The sequence below is a fragment of the Pseudomonas sp. HMWF021 genome (assembly GCF_003061005.1).
Lineage (GTDB): Bacteria > Pseudomonadota > Gammaproteobacteria > Pseudomonadales > Pseudomonadaceae > Aquipseudomonas.
Genome location: NZ_QAIK01000040.1, coordinates 103,385 through 118,616, shown reverse-complemented (window position 1 = coordinate 118,616; position 15,232 = coordinate 103,385). Strand labels below are relative to the sequence as shown.

The window sequence follows — 15,232 nt, the reverse complement described above, 5'->3', positions numbered from 1 at the left end:
TTGCCACGGAGTGAGGCAGCGCACGAGGATGATCGCCAGTAACGAGCCGACCATCCACGGCAGTGGCCAGCCGATCTGGCTGGCGATGAAACCGCCAAGCAGACCGACCAGCGGGGTCGCCCACCAGCTTCTGAGGGAGGAGCGATCAGACATCGGCGATGGCGCGTTGCGCCGCCGAACGTTTACGCCAGATACGCAGCAGCGGCAGCAGCAACATGATCGCGGTCAGGATCCACACGCCGAAAGTGATCGGGCTCGACCAGAGGATTTCCAGCGCACCGTTGGAGATCGACAGCGCACGACGCAGGTTCTGCTCCATCAGCCCACCGAGAATGAAGCCCAGCAGCACCGGCGACAACGGGAAGTCCAGCTTGCGCAGGATGTAACCGAAGATGCCGATGCCGACCATCAGGAACAGGTCGAACGTGGTCGCATGCACGGCGTAGACGCCGATCCCGGTGATGATCGCGATCACTGGCACCAGTGCCCAGTTCGGCACGGCGAGGATGCGGGTGAAGATGCGGATCATCGGGATGTTGAGGATCACCAGCATGATGTTGGCGATGAACAGCGAGGCGATCAGGCCCCAGACGATGTCCGGTTGCTGTTGGAACAGCAGCGGCCCCGGGGTGATGTTGTACAGCGACAGCGCGCCGATCATCACCGCCGTGGTGCCGGAACCGGGGACGCCGAGGGTCAGCATCGGCACCAGTGCACCGCAGGCCGACGCGCCGATGGCGGTTTCCGGAGCCGCGAGGCCACGGGCGTCACCCTGACCGAACTTGCCGCCAGTACCGGCGATGCGTTTTTCGGTCATGTAGGCCACGGCACTGGCCAGCGTCGCGCCGGCACCCGGCAACACGCCCATGATGAAACCCAGCAGGCCGCAACGGATGTTCACCACGAACACCGACGCCGCTTCCTTGAAGTTGAACATCATGCGCCCGGTGGCCTTCACCGCTTCCTGACCGCGATGGGTTTTTTCCAGCAGCAGGAGGATTTCGCTGACCGAGAACAGACCCAGCACCAACACCACGAACTGGATGCCGTCGGTCAGGTGAATGTTGTCGCCTGTGAAGCGATAAACACCGCTGTTGGCGTCGATGCCGACGGTCGACAGGAACAGGCCGATCAGCGCCGCAATAAAGGTCTTCAGCGGTCGATCGCCAGCCATACCACCGAGGCAGACAATCGCAAACACCATCAGCACGAAGTATTCCGCCGGGCCGAAGGCAATCGCCCATTTCGCCAGCAGCGGGGCGAACAGCACCATGCCGCAGGTGGCGATGAACGCACCGATGAACGAACTCCACGCCGACAGCGACAGTGCGACACCGGCCAGACCCTGACGCGCCATCGGATAGCCGTCGAGGGTGGTCATCACGGTGGAGGCTTCGCCGGGGATGTTCAGCAGGATCGAGCTGATCCGCCCACCGTATTCGCAGCCCAGATACACCGCCGCCAGCAGAATCAACGCCGACTCCGGCGGAAGGCCGAGGGCGAACGCGATCGGAATCAGCAACGCCACACCGTTGATCGGGCCCAGGCCCGGTAACAGCCCGACCACGGTGCCGATCAGCGTGCCGGTCAGGGCCGTGACCAGGTTGTACGGGCTCAGCGCGACGCCGAAGCCCTGACCCAAATAACCGAGAGTATCCATATCAGTTCTCCAGAACGTCGAGCAGGCCCAACGGCAGCGGAACGTCCATCAGACGGTCGAACAGCAGGTATAGACCGATGGCCATCAATGTCGTGACCACAATGCTTGGCAACCAGCGACCGCCGTACAGGCGCGCCATCGGAATGCCGATCAGGATGCTGCTGAGGATGAAGCCCAGCGGTTCGAACAGGCCGGCGAAGACCAGCAGCAAGACCACGCAGATGCCGATCTTGGTCAGGGTTTCGCGATCCAGTGGCGGCTCGTCTTCACTGTGTTTGATCGGTGCCGGGCGGAACACCATGTACAGCAGCGCCACGCCCATCAGGCCGAGCATCAGCAGAGGAAAGGCGCGCGGGCCGACCGGTTCATAAGAAAAAGCCGCTTGATACGGCCACGCCATCAGTGCCAGGCCGACGCAGGCCAGCAACAGCACCGAGGCGAAAATGCGTTGTAAGAGCATGGGAAACTCCTGGGCCGTGGCCTCGATGCGCGAGGCCGCAGCCGCTAGACAGGGACGATCACTGAATCAGGCCGAACTCTTTGGCCAGCACCTTGTAGTCCGCGACCTGCTTCTTCACGTAGGTGTCCAGCTCCGGGCCGGTCATGGCGAACGGGAACAGTTCACGCTGATCGCGCAGCTTGGCGAAGTCGTCCGAGGCCAGCAGTTTGTCGAAGGCGTCTTTCCACCACGCGTAGTCTTCGTCGCTGACTTTTGGCCCGAGGTAGAAACCGCGAACCACCGGCCAGACGATGTCGTAACCCTGTTCGCGAGCGGTCGGGATGTCTTTCATTTCCGGCTCGTCGATACGCTTGTCGGCGAACACCGCGAGCAGACGCATGTCACCGCTCTGGATGTGCGGCATGGAGTCGGAAATGTCGGTGCTGCCGACCTGGATATGCCCGCCGAGCAGAGCAGTGGCGATTTCGCCGCCGCCTTCGAGGGCGACGTAACGCAGGTCACGCGGGTTGATCCCGGCAGCCTTGGCGATCAGTGCGGTCTGCATCCAGTCCTGACTGCCCACGGTGCCGCCGGAGCCGATGACCACGGAGCTTGGATCTTTCTTCAGGGCTTTGACGAGATCATCGAGGGTCTTGTAGGGCGAATCGCTTTTCACCGCGATGGCGCCGTAACTGGTGCCGACGGCAGCCAGCCAGCGCACGTTGGTCTCGTCGAAACGGCCGAACTTGCCTTGCGCAAGGTTCAGCAGCGAACCGCTGGACCACGCCACCAGCGTGCCCGCATCGGCCGGGCGCTGGGCAACCACTGCGTTGTACGCCACCGCGCCGACACCGCCGGGCATGTAGGTCACGCGCATCGGTTTGGTCAGCAGTTTTTCGTTGACCAGCGCGCTCTGCGCCAGTTTGCAGGTCAGGTCGAAACCGCCGCCGGGGGAGGCCGGGGCGATGCATTCCGGACGTTTCGGTTCGGCCATCAGTTGGCCGGCGAACAGCATGACGCCAGCGGCCAGAGCAACTTTACGCAGTGACAAATTCATTGGTTTCTCCACGGTTTCTTGTTGTATGGGTTTCTGTAGGAGCTGCCGCAGGCTGCGATCTTTTGATCTTCAACACTCCGGCATTTCAATCAATTACCAAAGAGCAACGCTATAGCTCACCAGCAACCGCACTTCATCCGCATCGCGAGCCGAGTAGTTGGAACGGTAAGTGGCATTACGCAAACGCACCGCAACATCCTTCAGGGCGCCGCTTTGTACTACATATTTGATCTCGGTGTTGCGCTCCCACTCTTTGCCTTCTTCGCCGTTCTTGAGCTTGATGTTGTCACCGCTCAGGTAACGGCTCATGAACGACAGGCCGGGGATGCCGAGGCGCGCAAAGTCGAAGTCGTAGCGCGCCTGCCAGGAGCGTTCTTCGGCGCCGGCGAAGTCGTTGATCTGCACGAAGTTGACCAGATACGGGTCGCTGCCATCGACATACGGGAAGGCGCTGTCGCCAGACATGTGCTGATAACCGGCGCTGAACTTGTGGCCGCTCAGGGCATAGCTGACCAGACCGTTGAGCGAGCGGTTGTCGATCTCGCCACCACGGGCCGCGCCCTGATCGTCACTGACGGCAAAGCGCAGGTCGGTGGCGAACGTGCCCGGGCCCATCGGCCGCGAGGCGACCAGACCGAAGAAGTGCTGGTTATAGACTTCATCGAGTTGGGCGAAGTGGTAGCTGCCGGTAATCTTGTCGGTGAACTTGTAGTCCACGCCGGCAAAGTCGAAATGCTTGCCGGCCGCGGTGCCGGCAAAACGGCTGTTCTTGTTGTTGAGAGCGATGTCCTCGAAGTCGGTGCTGTCGCGATCCTTGGCCTTGTCCAGACGCCCGCCGGTGAAGGTCAGGTTCTTGATCTCTTTGGAGGTCAGCAGGCCGCCTTCAAAGGTCTGCGGCAGGATGCGCCCGTCGTTGGGTTTGAGGATCGGCAGTTCGGGAATCAGGCTGCCGATTTTCAGTTCGGTGGCAGAGATTTTCACTTTGCCGGTCAGGCCGACTTTCGAGTATTCGTTCGCCGCGCGCCCGTCATCGTGGGTCGGCAGCAGGCCGGTGCCGGTACGGTCGGGACTTGAATCCAGCTTGACCCCGAGCATCCCCAGCGCATCGATACCGAACCCCACGGTGCCATCGGTGTAACCCGATTGCAGGTTGAGCATGAAACCCTGCGCCCATTCATCCCGCTTGCTTTGCTGGGCACTGGTGCCGTCGCGAAAGTCGCGGTTGAAGTACATGTTGCGGGTTTCGAAGGTGGCGGAACTGTCTTCGATGAAATCGGCGTAGCTCAGCGGCGAAAAACCGGCGAGGGCAGCGGTGCTGGCGAGGGTGGCGTGACGAAAACGGGAAGGCCGGACAGGCGTAGGAGCCTTGGTCTGCAAGGACGGCATGCGGGTGTACTCCGTTTATTGTTCTTATTGGTCGAAAACGCTTCGTGGCGTTTTTCGTAGCGCTGTGTGGCAGCAGCGACGGCAGTCGAAACTGTCCGTGGACGGACTCTAACGACCCAACCTTTCGCTAACCTTTCAGCCGGGTTTCGCGGTTTTCGGGCTTCACAGCGGCGGTTGCGGCTGTAAACTCCGCGGCAAAGAATGGCGTCGGCCATCCCTGAATGAGGTAGAGATCCATGCGTGTTCTGCTCGTCGAAGACCATTTGCAACTGGCCGAAAGCGTTGCCCAGGCGCTCAAGAGCACCGGTCTGACCGTGGACGTGTTGCACGATGGCGTGGCCGCCGACCTGGCGCTGGGCAGCGAGGAATACGCGATGGCGATCCTTGATGTCGGCCTGCCGCGCATGGACGGTTTCGAGGTGCTGGCGCGCCTGCGCGCGCGGGGTAAAAACCTGCCGGTATTGATGCTGACCGCGCGCAGCGACGTGAAGGATCGGGTCCACGGCTTGAATCTCGGCGCCGACGATTACCTGGCCAAACCGTTCGAACTGACCGAGCTCGAAGCCCGGGTCAAAGCCCTGCTGCGGCGCAGTGTGCTCGGCGGCGAGCGTCAGCAGCGCTGCGGCGTGCTGGCCTACGATCTGGACACCCGGCGCTTCAGCCTCGGCGAAGAACTGCTCACGTTGACCTCTCGCGAGCAGGCGGTACTCGAAGCCTTGATCGCCCGCCCGGGACGGGTGATGAGCAAGGAGCAACTGGCCGCTCAGGTATTCGGTCTCGACGAGGAGGCCAGCCCCGACGCCATCGAAATCTACGTGCATCGCTTGCGCAAAAAACTCGATGGCCAACCGGTGGCGATCGTGACCTTCCGCGGCCTCGGTTACTTGCTGGAAAGCCGCGATGCATAAGCCCAGCAGCTTGCGCTGGCGGTTGCTGTGGAACCTCGCGTTGCTGCTGGTGGTGTTGATGCTCGCCAGTGGCTTGAGCGCTTACTGGAACGGGCGCGAAGCTGCCGACACGGCCTACGACCGAACCCTGCTGGCCTCGGCGCGGACCATTGCTGCCGGCCTGTCGCAGCGCGACGGCACGCTCAGCGCCGATGTGCCTTACGTGGCCCTCGATACCTTCGCTTACGACAGTGCCGGGCGAATTTATTACCAGGTCAACGACATCCATCAGAAGCTGATTTCCGGCTACGAAAACCTTCCCGGGCCGCCCCCCGGCACGCCCAGAACCGACGATTACCCGGCACTGGCGCGCTTCTATAACGCGACCTATCGCGGGCAGAACGTGCGTGTCGTCAGCCTGCTCAAAGCGGTGAGCGAGCCGGAAATGAACGGCATGGCGGAAATCCGTGTCGCGGAAACCGATGAGGCACGGGTCAGCATGGCGCGCAGTCTGGCGGCCGATACGCTGTTGCGTCTGGGCATGCTGGCTATCGGCGCCTTGTTGCTGGTGTGGTTTGCGGTAAGTGCGGCGCTGCGCCCGCTGGAGCGCTTGCGCACGGCGGTGGAGGAGCGTCAGTCGGATGACCTGCGGCCACTGCCGTTGGTGGAAGTGCAGCGGGAGTTGTGGCCGCTGGTGCGCGCGCTCAACCATTTCACCGAACGCTTGCGCGGACAGTTCGAGCGGCAGGCGCAGTTCATCGCCGATGCTGCGCACGAACTGCGCACACCGTTGGCGGCGCTGAAGGCGAGGCTGGAACTGGGATTGCGTTCGACTGAACCACAAACCTGGCGCAGCACGCTGGAATCCTCTGCGCAAAGTACCGATCGCCTGACCCATCTGGCCAATCAACTGCTGTCGCTGGCGCGGGTGGAAAACGGTGCCCGGGCGATTGCCGAGGGCGGCGCGCAATTGCTCGACCTGAGTCAGTTGGCCCGCGAGCTGGGCATGGCCATGGCACCTTTGGCCCATGCGCGCGGGGTGGCGCTGGCGCTGGAAGCGGATGAGCCAGTGTGGTTGCGCGGCGAACCGACGTTGCTCAATGAGCTGTTGAGCAATCTGGTGGACAACGCACTGGCCCATACGCCGCCGGGGGGGAATGTGATTTTGCGGGTGACAGCGCCGGCAGTGCTGGAAGTTGAAGACGACGGGCCGGGGATTCCGCTGGAGGAGCGTGACCGGGTGTTTGAGCGATTCTACCGGCGTAATCAGCAGGTCGCGGGCTCAGGGTTGGGGCTGGCGATTGTCGGAGAGATTTGCCGGGCGCATCTGGCGCAGATCACGTTGCATGATGGTGAGCAGGCTGGCTTGAAGGTGCGGGTGAGTTTTATTGCCGGGTAAATGTGGTGTTGGTGCGGGCCTCTTCGCGAGCAAGCCCGCTCCCACATTGGGGCTGCGATGTTCACAACATCCCTGTGGGAGCGGGCTTGCTCGCGAAGGCCGCGCCGCAGTTCCCGATCAGTAAAACATCGTCCGCGATTCTGCCAGATCCGCGCACAGCGCTGCGTTCTCCGGGTCGATCGCCAGTTTTCGAAACGCGGGAACGTTGAGCGGATCGATTCGCGCAAACGGATGATCGCTGTCCCTGTGGCAATACAGGCTCGCGACCTGCACCAGGTCCACGTAATCGATCTGCACCGAGTCGCGTTTGAAATCCAGGTACAACCCCGGCAAGGCCACCAGACGTTCCGGAAACTCCCAGACGCGCAGCAGTTTGTCACCGAGCAGCGGGTGAATGCGGTCAATCACATGGTTGAGGCTGACCGGGTCGGACAACAATTCGTAGTGATCTTCGGCGTACGTCAGGATCGGCAACACGCCAATCTGATGGACCAGCCCGCCGAGCGCTGCCTGATCCGGCTTGAGCTGGGTGTACCGGCGACACAGCGCATAGCTGACGCCGGCGATTTCCAGGCTCTTGCGCCAGACTTCGCGCATCTTCTGTTCGACCACTTCGGAGCGGGCGTGGAAAATCTGTTCCATCACCAGACCGATGGCCAGGTTGCTGCTGTAGTTCACACCCAGCCGGGTAATGGCGGTGTGCAGGTCGGTGACTTCCTGGGTTGCGCGCAACAACGGGCTGTTGACCACTTTGATCAGGCGCGCCGACAGCGCCGTGTCGCGGCCGATCACTTTGCTCAGGGTGCTGACGCTGATTTCCGGATCTTCGGCGGCCTTGCGAATCTGCAGGGCCACTTCCGGTAACGTTGGCAGAACCAGGTCATCGTTATCGATGGCCTCAACCAAATCCTGTTGGACCTTATCCGCCAGCTCGCTCATTTAGACTCTCTAGGGTGTTGCAACAAATGCTGCGATCAGCGCTGGATTTCGCGGTCGCGATCCAGTTCGTAGGGCAAGTCGAGCAAATGCAGGGCTGGCCCTTCGAGGGCGCCCAGGTGCAGATCACCCGCTTCGGCAGCTTCGGCCTGCAACACCGCCAGCAGTTCAATTTTTTCTTCGGCGCGGGCAGCAATGACCACTTCGCCGATGGCGCTGCCGTGGCTTGGGGCGAACAGCGGGGTGCCCGGCTCCGGCAGTTCGCTCGCGTCCAGTTGCACGCGGTAGAGGCGACGTTTGAGCTTGCCCAGGTACTGCATGCGCGCGACGATTTCCTGGCCGGTGTAGCAGCCTTTCTTGAAACTTACGCCACCGACGGCTTGCAGGTTGAGCATCTGCGGGATGAACAGTTCGCGGGTGCTCGGCATGACCTGACCGATACCGGCGCGGATCTGCCCCAGCAGCCATTGGTTCAATTCGCCTTCAGGCAGGGCGGCGGACAGTTTGGCCTTGATGGCATCAGCCTGATCGGCCGGTACCCAGAGTTCGGCGCGATCGGTCGAGACGCGAATCGCGATCAGGCCTGCGCTGCGCACTACGCTGTCGGTTTCGCTGGGCAAGTCCAGACCCAGGCTGGTCAGCACCTTGTCGCCATGCTCCAGACCAAAACGCACCCAGGCGGCGCTTTCGTCGGTCAATTTGGATTTGGAGAACACGGCGTATTTTTTCAGATCCGCCAGTTGCGGCTCCAGCAGCTCGCTGGCCATTGCCAGCAGCACGCCGTCACCTTCGAGCAGAATGCGGAAGCTGGACTGCATCCGGCCTTTTTGCGTGCAGCGCGCGCCAAGGCTGGCGTGACTGTCGCTGAGGTAATTGATGTTGCAGGTCAATTGGCCTTGCAGGAATTTGCCGGCATCCACGCCGCGAACCGCGAGTACGCCTTCATGAGAAAGGGTGCAGAAAAAAGCAGAATCGGCCATGGGTCATCGCAGGGTAAAAAGTCTGGGGCACATCATAAGGGGGCGTTGCTGAAATGGGTAGTTGATAAAGGATCGGTGGTGCCCGACCAAAGCCGACTGTGCGACCCGCGCCGGGGCTGTATACTGCGCGCCTATTTGAGGAGGGCTCCATGGTCGAACAAGTTGAACTCAATCGCCTCTTCTGGCACAGCCGCCGCGGCATGCTGGAACTTGACGTGCTGCTGGTGCCGTTCGTGAAAGAGGTCTATCCGCACCTCAACCAGGTCGATCGCGATTTGTATGTGCGTCTGCTGACCTGCGAGGATCAGGACATGTTCGGCTGGTTCATGGAGCGCAGCGAGTCCGAAGACCCTGAGCTGCAGCGCATGGTCCGGATGATCCTGGACCGTGTTCAGCCCAAGTAACACGTTCGAATGCCGCTGGCATGCCTCACGGCAGTTGCTGGCGGCGTATCTGTTGGCCCAGGCGTTCGCGCTGGGTGTGTTGTTTCTCCTGTCGATTCCACTCTGGGCCAGTCTGCTCGGGGCTTTTGCCTGCGTGCTGCACGCCGCGTGGGCGTTGCCGCGGCAGATTCTGCTGAATCATCCGCAGGCTTACTGCGGGCTGCGGCGTGACGCCGATGGCTGGCAGCTGTGGAATCAGGCGCGCGGCTGGCAAGCGGTGCAGTTGCGCCCCGACAGCCTGGCGCTGCCGTTGATCGTTGTGCTGCGGTTTCGTTTGCGCGGGGAGCGGCGGGTGCGTTCGATCTGTATACCGCGTGACGCGCAGGCGGCGGATCTGCACCGCCGCCTGCGCGTGCGGCTCAAGTTCAGCCGACGTAGGTGGGCGGCACCAGAATAGTGTCGAGCGCCTCGGGCAGCAGGTTCGGGTAGTCGAGGGTGTAATGCAGGCCGCGACTTTCCTTGCGCTCCATGGCCGAGCAGATCATCAGTTCAGCGACTTGCGCCAGATTGCGTAGCTCGATCAGGTCGCGGCTGACTTTATAGTTGCTGTAGAACTCGTCGATTTCATCCAGCAACAGACGCACGCGGTGCTGCGCCCGTTGGAGGCGCTTGTTGGTGCGCACGATGCCCACGTAGTCCCACATGAACCGGCGCAGCTCGTCCCAGTTGTGGGCGATGATCACGTCTTCGTCGGAATCGGTCACCTGGCTGGCGTCCCACTCGGGCAGGACGTCTGGCGCCGCGACGTCATCCAGTTGCGCAACAATGTCCGCCGCTGCCGAACGGGCATAGACGAAACATTCGAGCAGCGAGTTGCTGGCCATGCGGTTGGCACCGTGCAAGCCGGTGAAGCTGGTTTCGCCAATCGCGTACAGCCCCGGGACATCGGTGCGACCGTGCTGGTCAACCATCACGCCGCCGCAAGTGTAGTGCGCTGCCGGTACGACCGGAATCGGCTGTTTGGTGATGTCGATGCCGAAGCCCAGGCAACGTTCGTAAACGGTCGGGAAGTGGCTTTTTATGAAGGCTTCGGGCTTGTGGCTGATGTCCAGATAGACGCAATCGACGCCCAAGCGCTTCATTTCATGGTCGATGGCCCGGGCAACGATGTCGCGCGGCGCGAGTTCGGCACGTTTGTCGAAACGCGGCATGAAACGTTCGCCGTTGGGCAGCTTCAGGTGCGCGCCTTCGCCACGAAGCGCTTCAGTGATCAGGAAACTCTTGGCTTGCGGGTGATACAGGCAAGTGGGGTGGAACTGGTTGAATTCCAGGTTCGCCACCCGGCAGCCCGAACGCCAGGCCATGGCGATGCCGTCACCGCAGGCGCCGTCAGGGTTGCTGGTATAGAGGTAGACCTTGGCTGCACCACCGGAGGCGAGGATCACGAAGCGTGCGCCGTAGGTGTCGACTTCGCCGGTTGCGCGATTCAGTACATAGGCGCCGAGGCAGCGCTCGCCGTCCATACCCAGGCGGCGCTCGGTGATCAGATCGACGGCAACCCGTTGCTCCAGCAGTTCGATATTGCTGCGCTCTCTGGCCTGGGTGAGGAGGGTGGTGAAAATTGCTGCGCCGGTCGCGTCGGCTGCGTGGATGATGCGCCGATGGCTGTGGCCGCCTTCGCGAGTCAGGTGGAATTCGAAACCGCCGTCTTCGGTGCCGGATTGTTCGTCGCGGGTAAACGGTACACCCTGGTCGATCAGCCACTGAATGGCTTCGCGGCTGTGCTCGACGGTGAAACGCACCGCATCTTCATGGCACAGGCCGCCGCCAGCGTTGAGAGTGTCGTCGACGTGGGATTCGACAGTATCGGTATCGTCCAGTACGGCAGCGACGCCGCCCTGGGCCCAATAGGTCGAGCCGTTGGCCAGATCGCCCTTGCTCAATACGGCAATGCGCAAATGACCCGGCAGGGTCAGCGCGAGACTCAAACCGGCAGCGCCGCTGCCTATGACCAGAACATCGTGTTGGAACTGTTGGCTCATTTCAGGATTCCGCTCAAAGCGACCCGGATCGGGGTTGGCGCAAGACAGCTGGGTCGGCGAGTCAAGACAGCCACACAGCCCACTAGTATATAGAGGGGTGGAGCGGCACAATAGCCGGGCTCGTATGGCATTGTGAAACTACTGTGACGCAGAATGCCTGACGCTTCGTCGGCCGTTTTTGCCTGCCATTTTGGGAAAAGGCGACTGTATCGAAGATGAAACAGGCTTTTTCTGCGCACGGTCGTCCAATGTCGCTTCAGCACGGCTATAAATAATTGGAACTTTTGCCAGAGGCCAAAGATCAATAGTCAGTTGCCAGAAACACGGGACAGTGTCGGCTTCAATGCAGAACCTGCGGTTGGGTTTTTGCCGGCGAACCGATGACAAGATTATTCGCGCAGCCGGTTTATCCCGCGCTGCGTTTTTCGTGCGTGCCAAATCAGAGCCCGCAGGAAACTTGCCTGGAGGGGGAGAACTTTTGCGAAAAGCCCGAGTCTATGTTTGCAAGTCTGGTCGTTTAGTCATGCAAGCCTCCTCCATGCTTATCGAGGAGTGTTCATGCTAACCCAGGAAGAGGATCAGCAGCTGGTCGAACGCGTTCAGCGTGGCGACAAGCGAGCTTTCGATCTGCTGGTGCTGAAATATCAGCACAAAATTCTCGGGTTGATCGTGCGTTTCGTGCACGACACCCATGAAGCCCAGGATGTGGCTCAGGAAGCCTTTATCAAGGCCTACCGAGCGTTAGGAAACTTTCGCGGAGACAGCGCGTTCTATACGTGGCTTTACCGCATTGCCATCAACACGGCAAAAAACTATCTGGTTTCACGCGGCCGCCGGCCGCCGGATAGCGATGTAAGTTCTGAAGATGCGGAGTTCTATGACGGCGATCACGGCCTCAAGGATCTCGAATCACCGGAACGCGCATTGCTGCGGGATGAGATCGAAGGCACCGTCCATCGAACCATTCAGCAACTGCCAGAGGATTTGCGTACGGCTTTAACTTTACGTGAATTCGATGGTCTGAGTTACGAGGACATTGCGAGCGTCATGCAATGTCCGGTGGGTACCGTGCGCTCCCGGATTTTCCGCGCCCGGGAGGCCATCGATAAAGCCCTGCAGCCGTTGTTGCAGGAAAACTGAGACAGCGGCGACAGCCAAGAGAGGAACGCCATGAGTCGTGAAGCCCTGCAGGAATCGCTGTCCGCAGTGATGGATAACGAAGCGGACGAACTGGAATTGCGTCGAGTGATCAATGCACTCGATGATGTTGAAACCCGTGAGACCTGGGCTCGTTATCAGATCGCTCGGGCAGCCATGCACAAGGATCTGCTGCTTCCGCGTCTGGATATTGCTGCGGCAGTTTCTGCTGCGCTGGAAGACGAAACGGCTCCAGCCAAAGTATCCCGTGGCCCTTGGCGCAACCTCGGTCGTCTGGCCGTTGCCGCTTCGGTGACCGTAGCAGTGCTGGCCGGTGTACGTCTGTACAACCAGGACGAGATTGCCGGCGTCGAGCTGGCCCAGCAGTCCAACCAGCCTTCGCTGATTGCACCTCAGGCCAAAGGCCCGGCTGTGCTGGCAGGCTACAAGGAAAGCTCGGAAACCACTGGCCCGATGGCCAATGGCGTGCTGCAAGGCCAGCCTGGCTGGCATGATCAGCGTCTGCCGGGTTATCTGCGTCAACACGCTCAACAGGCAGCCCTGAAAGGTACTGAAAGTGCCCTGCCATATGCGCGTGCAGCGAGCCTGGAAAACCGTTAAGGAGGATCATGCGCGCCATACCTCTACTTTCGCTTCTGCTTAGCGGCTGGTTTGTTGTTCCAGCCCATGCCGACGAGGCCCAGGACTGGTTGAACCGTCTGGGCCAGGCCGAGCAGCAGCAAAGCTTCCACGGTACTTTCGTTTACGAGCGCAATGGTAGTTTTTCTACCCATAACATCTGGCATCGCGTCCAGAATGGTCAGGTTCGCGAGCGGTTACTTCAGCTCGACGGCTCGGCGCAGGAAGTCGTGCGCATTGATGGACGTACTCAATGCGTGAGCGGCACCCTGATCGCGGGGCTGGGAGATTCTCCCAACTCCACCGCTCGTTCTCTCGATCCGCAAAAGCTGAAAAACTGGTATGAGCTTGCCGTCATCGGCAAGTCGCGCGTGGCCGGTCGTGATGCGGTCATCGTATCGCTCACGCCTCGTGATCAGCATCGCTATGGTTTTGAACTGCATCTGGACAAACAGACCGGCCTGCCTCTGAAGTCATTGCTTCTGAATGACAAAGGGCAGTTGCTCGAACGTTTCCAGTTCACCAGTCTCGACACCGCTGAGCTTCCATCGGATAAAGATCTGCAGGCCGGTTCCGATTGCAAGGCCGTGACGCTCAACAGCGATAAGGCCGCTGCAGTCAAAACTTCTCAGGTCTGGCATTCGGACTGGTTGCCGCCGGGTTTCGAACTGACCAGCAGCACTTCGCACAAGGACCCGGAAACGAAAACCCAGGTCAGCAGCCTGATGTATGACGACGGCCTGGCACGGTTTTCAGTATTTCTGGAGCCTTTGAACGGGGCGACTGTGACCGACACCCGCACGCAGTTGGGGCCGACCGTCGCTGTTTCTCGCCGCCTGACCACGCCCGAGGGCGAAATGATGGTGACGGTGGTCGGTGAAATTCCGATCGGCACAGCGGAAAGAATCGCACTGTCGATGCGCAACGATGGCGCTGCAACCAGCAAGCAGTGAGCTGATTCCAGTCATTTCCACCTCTTCTTCGAGACGTAGATGAAATGTTTGCTCAGCATTTTCATTTGCAAATCACCCGAAAGTTTTTTATAGGTCAGAGCCTCACGGCTCTGGCCTTGTCTGTTGTTCCCGGAACAAAAATACCGGCCTGCGGTTCCCGGTGTTCCTTGCTCCATATCGCTTAACCCTGCTCGTCGTAACGGGAGCTGTATGTCGATACTTAGCTTGAAGTCTTATCTCTCCATTTTCGCTACCGTGCTGGTGCTCGGTCAGGCTGTTCCTGCTGCCCAGGCGGCCGACCTGCCGGACTTCACCCAACTGGTCGAACAGGCCTCGCCTGCGGTGGTGAACATCAGTACCACGCAGAAACTGCCGGATCGCAAAGTGAACCAGCAGATGCCTGATCTCGAAGGCTTGCCGCCGATGCTGCGCGAGTTCTTCGAGCGTGGCATGCCACCCCAGCAGCGTTCGCCTCGGGGTGACCGCCAGCGCGAAGCGCAATCGCTGGGGTCGGGTTTCATCATTTCCGCCGATGGCTACATCCTGACCAACAACCACGTGATCGCCGATGCGGACGAAATTCTCGTGCGTCTGGCTGATCGCAGTGAAATGAAGGCCAAGCTGATCGGCACTGATCCGCGTTCCGACGTGGCACTGCTGAAAATCGACGGCAAGGATCTGCCGGTGCTCAAGCTCGGCAAGTCTCAGGACCTGAAGGCTGGTCAGTGGGTTGTGGCGATCGGCTCGCCGTTCGGCTTTGACCACACTGTAACCCAGGGCATTGTCAGCGCCGTCGGCCGTAGCCTGCCGAACGAAAACTACGTGCCTTTCATCCAGACCGACGTGCCGATCAACCCGGGTAACTCCGGTGGCCCGCTGTTCAACCTGAACGGTGAAGTGGTCGGGATCAACTCGCAGATCTACACCCGCTCCGGTGGCTTCATGGGCGTGTCGTTCGCCATTCCGATCGATGTGGCAATGGACGTTTCCAACCAGCTGAAAAGCGGTGGCAAGGTCAGCCGTGGCTGGTTGGGTGTGGTCATCCAGGAAGTGAACAAGGATCTGGCCGAATCGTTCGGTCTCGACAAGCCGGCCGGTGCGCTGGTTGCACAGATCCAGGACGACGGCCCGGCAGCCAAGGGCGGCCTGCAGGTAGGCGACGTGATCCTGAGCATGAACGGTCAGCCGATCGTCATGTCTGCCGACCTTCCGCATCTGGTCGGCGCGCTGAAAGCGGGTGCCAAGGCCAACCTTGAGGTGATTCGTGACGGCAAGCGCAAGAATGTCGAGCTGACCGTCGGCGCGATTCCGGATGAAGACAAAGAGCTGGCCGC

Annotated in this window: 15 protein-coding genes and 1 pseudogene; 8 read left to right on the top strand and 8 right to left on the bottom strand. The window is 60.7% G+C overall.

The window, feature by feature from the left end:
* From DBR18_RS28730 to DBR18_RS04775, 5 genes and pseudogenes are all read right to left on the bottom strand, one after another.
* Positions 1–153: pseudogene (locus tag DBR18_RS28730) on the bottom strand (AbrB family transcriptional regulator); the annotation flags it as partial.
* Positions 146–1,660, bottom strand: coding sequence for a tripartite tricarboxylate transporter permease (locus DBR18_RS04790; RefSeq protein ID WP_007963259.1), 1,515 nt, complete (start codon positions 1,658–1,660; stop codon positions 146–148). The gene DBR18_RS04790 and the pseudogene DBR18_RS28730, both read right to left, overlap by 8 nt.
* Before the next feature lies 1 nt (position 1,661).
* Positions 1,662–2,120: a tripartite tricarboxylate transporter TctB family protein gene (locus DBR18_RS04785; RefSeq protein WP_103485700.1), complete on the bottom strand. Its 459-nt coding sequence runs from the start codon at positions 2,118–2,120 to the stop codon at positions 1,662–1,664.
* 58 nt (positions 2,121–2,178) lie between these two features.
* Positions 2,179–3,156, bottom strand: coding sequence for a tripartite tricarboxylate transporter substrate binding protein (locus tag DBR18_RS04780; protein ID WP_007963261.1), 978 nt, complete (start codon positions 3,154–3,156; stop codon positions 2,179–2,181).
* A gap of 93 nt (positions 3,157–3,249) precedes the next feature.
* On the bottom strand, positions 3,250–4,542 hold the full coding sequence (locus DBR18_RS04775; protein WP_108589446.1) for an OprD family porin: 1,293 nt from the start codon (positions 4,540–4,542) through the stop codon (positions 3,250–3,252).
* 236 nt (positions 4,543–4,778) lie between these two features.
* On the opposite strand from DBR18_RS04775, the gene DBR18_RS04770 reads away from it, so the two are divergent.
* A complete protein-coding gene (locus DBR18_RS04770) occupies positions 4,779–5,450 on the top strand; it encodes a response regulator (RefSeq protein WP_003222545.1) in 672 nt (223 codons plus the stop codon).
* Entirely contained in the window at positions 5,443–6,828 is a 1,386-nt protein-coding gene (locus DBR18_RS04765; protein WP_108589445.1) for a sensor histidine kinase, read from the top strand. The genes DBR18_RS04770 and DBR18_RS04765 overlap by 8 nt, the downstream gene beginning before the upstream one ends.
* A gap of 117 nt (positions 6,829–6,945) precedes the next feature.
* On the opposite strand, the gene DBR18_RS04760 is transcribed toward DBR18_RS04765, so the two are convergent.
* Complete coding sequence (locus DBR18_RS04760) at positions 6,946–7,767, bottom strand: HDOD domain-containing protein (protein WP_108589444.1); 822 nt, start codon at positions 7,765–7,767, stop codon at positions 6,946–6,948.
* A 35-nt stretch (positions 7,768–7,802) separates the two neighbouring features.
* Complete coding sequence (locus tag DBR18_RS04755; protein ID WP_108589443.1) at positions 7,803–8,744, bottom strand: folate-binding protein YgfZ; 942 nt, start codon at positions 8,742–8,744, stop codon at positions 7,803–7,805.
* Between the two features lie 149 nt (positions 8,745–8,893).
* Here DBR18_RS04755 and DBR18_RS04750 point away from each other — a divergent pair, with 149 nt between their 5' ends.
* Entirely contained in the window at positions 8,894–9,148 is a 255-nt protein-coding gene (locus DBR18_RS04750) for a succinate dehydrogenase assembly factor 2 (protein WP_003222550.1), read from the top strand.
* Complete coding sequence (locus DBR18_RS04745) at positions 9,132–9,584, top strand: protein YgfX (protein ID WP_108589442.1); 453 nt, start codon at positions 9,132–9,134, stop codon at positions 9,582–9,584. The genes DBR18_RS04750 and DBR18_RS04745 overlap by 17 nt, the downstream gene beginning before the upstream one ends.
* On the opposite strand, the gene nadB is transcribed toward DBR18_RS04745, so the two are convergent.
* Positions 9,553–11,169 carry an L-aspartate oxidase gene (gene nadB, locus DBR18_RS04740; RefSeq protein ID WP_108589441.1) on the bottom strand — a complete coding sequence of 539 codons (1,617 nt, stop codon included), beginning with the start codon at positions 11,167–11,169 and terminating at the stop codon, positions 9,553–9,555. The genes DBR18_RS04745 and nadB overlap by 32 nt on opposite strands.
* Positions 11,170–11,727: 558 nt before the next feature.
* Here nadB and rpoE point away from each other — a divergent pair.
* The 4 genes from rpoE to DBR18_RS04720 all read left to right on the top strand — a co-directional run.
* Positions 11,728–12,309, top strand: coding sequence for an RNA polymerase sigma factor RpoE (gene rpoE / locus DBR18_RS04735; RefSeq protein ID WP_003172477.1), 582 nt, complete (start codon positions 11,728–11,730; stop codon positions 12,307–12,309).
* Between the two features lie 30 nt (positions 12,310–12,339).
* Complete coding sequence (locus DBR18_RS04730; RefSeq protein WP_108589440.1) at positions 12,340–12,927, top strand: sigma-E factor negative regulatory protein; 588 nt, start codon at positions 12,340–12,342, stop codon at positions 12,925–12,927.
* 8 nt (positions 12,928–12,935) lie between these two features.
* On the top strand, positions 12,936–13,898 hold the full coding sequence (locus tag DBR18_RS04725; RefSeq protein WP_108589439.1) for a MucB/RseB C-terminal domain-containing protein: 963 nt from the start codon (positions 12,936–12,938) through the stop codon (positions 13,896–13,898).
* 210 nt (positions 13,899–14,108) lie between these two features.
* A partial coding sequence (locus DBR18_RS04720; protein WP_108589457.1) for a DegQ family serine endoprotease occupies positions 14,109–15,232 on the top strand: 1,124 nt, incomplete at its 3' end.

Bases quoted from the DNA above. Each gene is read 5' to 3' on its own strand.
- DBR18_RS04775 (WP_108589446.1), bottom strand. From the start codon at position 4,542: ATGCCGTCCTTGCAGACCAAGGCTCCTACGCCTGTCCGGCCTTCCCGT.
- DBR18_RS04725 (WP_108589439.1), top strand. From the start codon at position 12,936: ATGCGCGCCATACCTCTACTTTCGCTTCTGCTTAGCGGCTGGTTTGTT.
- rpoE (WP_003172477.1), top strand. From the start codon at position 11,728: ATGCTAACCCAGGAAGAGGATCAGCAGCTGGTCGAACGCGTTCAGCGT.
- DBR18_RS04755 (WP_108589443.1), bottom strand. From the start codon at position 8,744: ATGGCCGATTCTGCTTTTTTCTGCACCCTTTCTCATGAAGGCGTACTC.
- DBR18_RS04765 (WP_108589445.1), top strand. From the start codon at position 5,443: ATGCATAAGCCCAGCAGCTTGCGCTGGCGGTTGCTGTGGAACCTCGCG.
- DBR18_RS04780 (WP_007963261.1), bottom strand. From the start codon at position 3,156: ATGAATTTGTCACTGCGTAAAGTTGCTCTGGCCGCTGGCGTCATGCTG.
- DBR18_RS04750 (WP_003222550.1), top strand. From the start codon at position 8,894: ATGGTCGAACAAGTTGAACTCAATCGCCTCTTCTGGCACAGCCGCCGC.
- DBR18_RS04790 (WP_007963259.1), bottom strand. From the start codon at position 1,660: ATGGATACTCTCGGTTATTTGGGTCAGGGCTTCGGCGTCGCGCTGAGC.
- DBR18_RS04760 (WP_108589444.1), bottom strand. From the start codon at position 7,767: ATGAGCGAGCTGGCGGATAAGGTCCAACAGGATTTGGTTGAGGCCATC.
- nadB (WP_108589441.1), bottom strand. From the start codon at position 11,169: ATGAGCCAACAGTTCCAACACGATGTTCTGGTCATAGGCAGCGGCGCT.
- DBR18_RS04730 (WP_108589440.1), top strand. From the start codon at position 12,340: ATGAGTCGTGAAGCCCTGCAGGAATCGCTGTCCGCAGTGATGGATAAC.
- DBR18_RS04770 (WP_003222545.1), top strand. From the start codon at position 4,779: ATGCGTGTTCTGCTCGTCGAAGACCATTTGCAACTGGCCGAAAGCGTT.
- DBR18_RS04785 (WP_103485700.1), bottom strand. From the start codon at position 2,120: ATGCTCTTACAACGCATTTTCGCCTCGGTGCTGTTGCTGGCCTGCGTC.